Raw genomic sequence first — 422 nt, 5'->3', positions numbered from 1 at the left:
GTCTTATCAGTTTCTTTTCCGCTTAAACCTTTGATGGCTGTTTCAATTGCTGAAGCATCCGCATCAGCTTCCTTTTGCGTTAAGCCACTCTGGGTCTTGGCTGTTTGACCTGCCTTAATAGCCTGGTCTAATGCGCCCTTGCTTTCGTCTGAACTGTTGGCGTATTTAGAACCAGCTTGGGCGGAAGTACCGTCGCTAATGGCTTGATTCAACTTATCTAAGTTGGTTGGTTGACCCTTCAAACCATTGATCGCATCTTGAATAGCCTTGGCATCTTGATCGGCGGTGGCTTGGGTCAAAGCATTATTCTTCAGATCCTCACCAGCTTGGCTGAGGGCCTTATCCAAGGCGCTCTTATCGTCGCCATTGGCGTCGTTGTAGTAGCTGGCACTCTTTTGAGCTGCTTCACCTTTACTGATGGC

Annotated in this window: 1 protein-coding gene; it reads right to left on the bottom strand. The window is 48.3% G+C overall.

Annotated features, from left to right (window positions below):
• The coding region (locus FC36_RS12070) for a hypothetical protein (RefSeq protein WP_420843332.1) at nt 1-422 on the bottom strand (422 nt) is incomplete at both ends.

The sequence above is a fragment of the Ligilactobacillus equi DSM 15833 = JCM 10991 genome (genome assembly GCF_001435735.1).
Lineage (GTDB): Bacteria > Bacillota > Bacilli > Lactobacillales > Lactobacillaceae > Ligilactobacillus > Ligilactobacillus equi.
This window is presented reverse-complemented; position numbering and strand designations above follow the sequence as displayed.